Here is a 4,779-nt window from a genome sequence, read left to right as displayed (position 1 = left end):
AGCGCCTCGACGGCCTCGGCGTAGTCGTCCTCGAACTCCGCGGGGTCGAAGTCTCCGGCGAGCGTCTCGACCAGCATGTTCGCCATCTTCACCTCGGCGGGCTTGACCTCGCCGGTGTCGACGGAGAAGTCCGGCGTGCGGATCTCGTCGGGCCACATCATCGTCTGCAGCACGATCACGTCATCGCGCACGCGCAGCACCGCGACCGTGGTGCGCTGGCGCAGCGCGACCGTCACGACCGCCATCCGGTCGGCGTCCAGCAGCGCCTGGCGCAGCAGCGCGTAGGGCTTCGCGCCCGACTTCTCCGGCTCGAGGTAGTAGGACTTCTCGAACAGCATCGGGTCGATCTGGTCGGACGGCACGAACTTCTCGACCGCGATCTCGCGCGACGACGTCGACGGCAGCTCGGCCATGTCGTCGTCGGTGAGGATGACCATCTCGCCGTCCTCGGTCTCGTATCCCTTCGCGATGTCGGCGTAGGGCACCTCCTCGCCGTCGAGCGAGCAGATCCGCTGGTACTTGATCCGCCCGCCGTCCTTGGCGTGCACCTGGCGGAAGGAGACGTCGTGGGACTCGGTGGCGGCGTACAGCTTCACGGGCACGCTGACCAGCCCGAAGGACACCGCGCCCTTCCAGATCGCCCGCATCCGCATCCTCCTCGTGATGGTCCCCTGGTGAAGTGCCCAGTGTGACTCATGGGAATGCTCGGAGTCATCGCCCGAATCGAGGCTGCGTCGGGCTCGGGCAGGATGTGCCCCATGCGCCCGATGCTCGCGACCCACGGCCGGCACGTGCCGACCGGTGCGGCGTGGACGCACGAGGTGAAGTGGGACGGGGTGCGGGCGCTCACCGACGTCGGCGCCGGGGGCCTGCGGATGACCAGCCGCAACGAGAACGCGATCACGATCGCCTGGCCCGAGCTCGCGACCAGCCCGCTCGGCGACCGGGACCTGCTCGTCGACGGCGAGATCATCGCGCTCAACGACCGCGGCCTGCCCGACTTCCGCACGCTCCAGGACCGGATGCACGTGCGCAGGGCCGCCACCGCGGCCCGGCTGTCCCGCGAGATCCCCGCGACCTACATGGTCTTCGACCTGCTCCGGCTCGACGGGCGCGACCTGGCCGGCGAGCCCCTCGACGTACGCCGCGAGCGGCTCGCCGGGCTCGGCCTCGACGGCACCTGGCAGGTCCCGGCCGCCTACGACGACGGGCCGATGCTCTTCGACGCGACCCTCCAGCAGGGGTTCGAGGGCATCGTGAGCAAGCGCCGCGACTCCCGCTACGTGTTCGGCGAGCGGTCGCCGCACTGGCAGAAGTTCGCCCACCGGCACCGGGTGTCGTACGTCGTCGGCGGCTGGCGACCCCAGGAGGGCACCACCGACCGGCTCGCCTCGCTGCTCGTGGGGGAGCCGACACCGGGCGGGCTGCTCTACCGTGGCCGGGTGGGCAGCGGGATCGGGCCGAAGCAGGGCCGCGCGCTGACCGAGCTCGTGACCGGGCTCGGCCGCGACGGCAGCCCGTTCGCCGACGAGGTGCCCCGCGCCGACGCCCGCGGCACCCACTGGCTCGAGCCGGTGCTGGTCGTCGACATCGACACCCACGGGCGTGGGTACGACCGTCTGCGTCAGCCCTCGTTCCAGGGGGTCCGCACCGACCTCGCCCCGGAGGACCTGCTCCCATGATCAAGCCCCTGCTCGGCGCCCTCGCCCTGGTCCTGCTCGGGCCCACCCCTGCCCAGGGCGGCGTCAGCGAGCCCGAGCACGTCCGCCTCGACGGGGTCGACGTACGCCTGCGCCCCGGCACCGAGCAGGTCGTCACGGTCCACCACACCCGCGGCTACCGCGCCCGGGTCACCTGGTGGGTCCACGGCCGCGACGGCTGGCAGCAGCGGATGCGGGCCACCGACGGGCGGATCGGGTACGGCGGGCTCGTGCCCGGCCGGCACCGCAGGCAGGGCACCGGGACCACCCCGCTCGGCACCTACGACCTGCCCTGGGCGTTCGGGACCCACGCCGGGTCCGACGCGTGGGACCTCAGGTACCGCAAGATCCGGCGCGGCGACTTCTGGGTGCAGGACAACGCCTCGGACCACTACAACCGCTACCGCAACAAGCGTCAGGGCGGGTTCCGCTGGCGGCTGCCGGCGAGCGACCCCAACTCCTCCGAGCGGCTCACCGACTACCCCCGGCAGTACGAGTGGGCGATCGTCACCAGCTTCAACCGCCACCAGGTCCGCCACCGCGGCTCGGGCATCTTCTTGCACGTCAACGGCTCCGGCGCCACCGCCGGCTGCGTGAGCGCGCCACGCCCGTTCATCCGGTCGCTGATGCGCCGGCTCGACCCGGACCGCAGGCCCGTGATCGCGATCGGCCGCTGATGCCGGCGAGCCATGGCTGACCAGACGCTTGTCGAGGTCGACGGCCGCACGCTGACGATCAGCAACCTCGACAAGGTCCTCTACCCCCGCACCGGCACCACCAAGGGGGAGGTGCTGCACTACTACGCCCAGGTCGCGCCGACGCTGCTGCCCCACCTGGCCGGCCGCTGCGTCACCCGGATCCGCTGGCCGCACGGGGTGCAGGAGGGCAGCTTCTTCGAGAAGAACGTCCCCGCCGGCACGCCGTCGTGGGTGCGCACCGCGACGGTCCCGACGACCGGCAGCCGGGGCCCGAGCCGCAACGGCGACACGCTGGTGTTCCCGATCGTGGCGGACCTCGCGACGCTCACCTGGCTGGTCAACCTCGCGGCGCTCGAGCTGCACGTCCACCAGTGGACCGTCGACCGGTCCGGGCGACCGCGCGGCGCCGACCGGCTGGTCATCGACCTCGACCCCGGCGAGCCGGCCGGCCTCCACGAGTGCTGCCAGGTCGCGCTGCTCGTCCGCGACCGCCTCGCCGAGCGCGACCTCGCGGCCCGGCCGGTCACCAGCGGCAGCAAGGGCCTGCACCTGTACGCCGACCTGCCGCGACGGCTGCCCTCCGAGGAGTCCACGGTGCTGGCCAAGGAGGTCGCCGAGGAGCTCCAGCGCGAGCACCCGGCGCTCGTGACCGCGACCATGACGAAGGCCCGCCGGGCCGGCAAGGTGTTCCTCGACTGGTCCCAGAACGCCGGCTCGAAGACCACGATCTCGCCGTACTCGCTGCGCGGCCGGGAGCTGCCGACCGTGGCGACCCCGGTCTCGTGGGCCGAGGTCGACGCCGGGGCGGAGGACCCGATGGCGCTGCGACAGTTCCGCCTCGAGGAGGTCCTCGAGCGCCTCGACGAGCACGGCGACCTGTTCGTGAACCCCTCCTGAACACTCCCGCGACGGCCCCGGGAGCCGCGCTCGGGAGGCCCCGGTCTGTTACCGAACGGTGGACGAGCCGTGGAAAATGTGTGCATCGGGCGTGGAGGGTGCGTGCCTACGGTGAAGGAGTAGTTCTGAGCACCGGGGGACGCCATGACCACCACGACCGGCACGACCGGCACGACCGCCGCCACGGCCGCCAGGAGGCTCGTCCTCCCCGTCGGCAGTGTCGTCGGCGCCGGGCTGCTGGCCATGCTCATGGGGGTCCCGTGGACCAGTGCCAGTGAGGGTGCCACCGGCATCCGGCTGCTGGCCGACGACAACCAGGGCGCGACGCTGACCATCAGCAAGATCGAGCCCGGTGAGTCTGTGTCTCGGAGCGTGACCATCCGCAACTCGGGTAGCACGCCGTCGAGGCTCTCCTTCCAGGAGACGGGAGATCCCGCGCCGTTCGCGGACGGGGAGCTGCACCTGGTCATCGACCAGGACGGCCGGACGCTGTACGACGGCGACTTCGCCGCCATGAGCGACATCGCGCAGGACGTGGGGACCATCGCGGCCTCCGGGTCCAGCACGTTCACGTTCACGGTGTCGCTGCCCGACGACGCTCCGTTCGCCAACCAGGGCGAGCCGGCGTCGGCGTCGTACACGTGGGTGACCTCCGGACCTGGCACCTCGGGATCCTTCGGCTGAGGAGGCCCTCGCACGACTGATCGAACCATCGGGAACGACCATCGCCGCCCGCGCGCCTGGGGGGAGCGCGGACGGTCGCCGTCGGGCCCGGACCTGGACGAGTCGTCCGGCGCACCTGGGGGGCGCGCCGAGCGGCCCGGCCGTCCCGGAGGGCGTGTCTGTCCGGCGCTGGTGGGGGGAGCGCCGGGCGGGCTCACCCGCCCCGACCTGCTCTCGGAGAACCGACCGCATGGAGATCACGACCTCCCCGCACCGCCCGGCGCCGACGCCGTGGCGGCGCTTGGTCGTGCTCGTGGTCGTCCTCGCGCCGGTGTCCCTGCTCGTGCTGCTGCCCGTCGGCCTGGGGCTCGAGCGCTACGTGATGTCCGGCGACTCGATGGACTCCGGAGCCAGCGGCGGCATCTCGCAGGGGTCGGTGGTCTTCGAGCGGCAGGTGCCGCTGAGTGACCTGCGGGTGGGCGACGTGATCACGTTCGACCCGCCCCCCGCCGTACGCGACGACGGACTCGTGACCCACCGCATCGTCGGCATCGAGGCGGGCGGGTTCCGCACCCGCGGCGACAACCAGGCGGCCCGCGACCCGTGGGTGCTCCGGCCGGAGCAGCCGACCCTGCCGCGGGTCGTGCTCACGCTCCCGTGGGTCGGCTACGTCTACCTGGTCGTGCTCCACCCCGTGACCAAGGCGCTGCTGGCCGTCGCGACCGCGGTGCTGCTCGTGCTCGTGGCCGGGGAGATCCGCGGCCGCCGCGGCGGGCCCGCGCCGTCGGCCGCCGGGGAGTCGCGGCCCGAGCGGTCGGTCC

General features: G+C 72.7%; 6 protein-coding genes. 5 read left to right on the top strand and 1 reads right to left on the bottom strand.

Translation table 11 applies throughout. The annotated features are described in order from the left end of the window. A partial coding sequence (locus tag VGD85_RS19485) for a Ku protein (RefSeq protein WP_331065091.1) occupies nt 1–647 on the bottom strand: 647 nt, incomplete at its 3' end. A 111-nt stretch (nt 648–758) separates the two neighbouring features. On the opposite strand from VGD85_RS19485, the gene VGD85_RS19480 reads away from it, so the two are divergent. The 5 genes from VGD85_RS19480 to VGD85_RS19460 form a co-directional block, all read left to right on the top strand. Then, nucleotides 759–1,682 (top strand): DNA ligase, encoded by a 924-nt coding sequence (locus tag VGD85_RS19480; RefSeq protein ID WP_331065090.1) that lies wholly within the window; start codon nt 759–761, stop codon nt 1,680–1,682. After that, nucleotides 1,679–2,377 carry a L,D-transpeptidase family protein gene (locus VGD85_RS19475; protein ID WP_331065089.1) on the top strand — a complete coding sequence of 233 codons (699 nt, stop codon included), beginning with the start codon at nt 1,679–1,681 and terminating at the stop codon, nt 2,375–2,377. Before VGD85_RS19480 ends, VGD85_RS19475 begins: the two co-directional genes overlap by 4 nt. Nucleotides 2,378–2,389: 12 nt before the next feature. Beyond that, a complete protein-coding gene (ligD, locus tag VGD85_RS19470; RefSeq protein WP_331065088.1) occupies nt 2,390–3,295 on the top strand; it encodes a non-homologous end-joining DNA ligase in 906 nt (301 codons plus the stop codon). A gap of 144 nt (nt 3,296–3,439) precedes the next feature. Then, nucleotides 3,440–3,979 (top strand): hypothetical protein, encoded by a 540-nt coding sequence (locus VGD85_RS19465; RefSeq protein WP_331065087.1) that lies wholly within the window; start codon nt 3,440–3,442, stop codon nt 3,977–3,979. 229 nt (nt 3,980–4,208) lie between these two features. Beyond that, nucleotides 4,209–4,779: signal peptidase I (locus VGD85_RS19460; protein WP_331065086.1), on the top strand; the 571-nt coding region annotated here is incomplete at its 3' end.

The organism is Nocardioides sp. (assembly GCF_036401255.1).
In the GTDB taxonomy this organism is placed as follows: Bacteria; Actinomycetota; Actinomycetes; order Propionibacteriales; family Nocardioidaceae; genus Nocardioides.
Note: the sequence above shows the minus strand (reverse complement) of the source record. Positions and strands in the feature narration are given on the sequence as shown.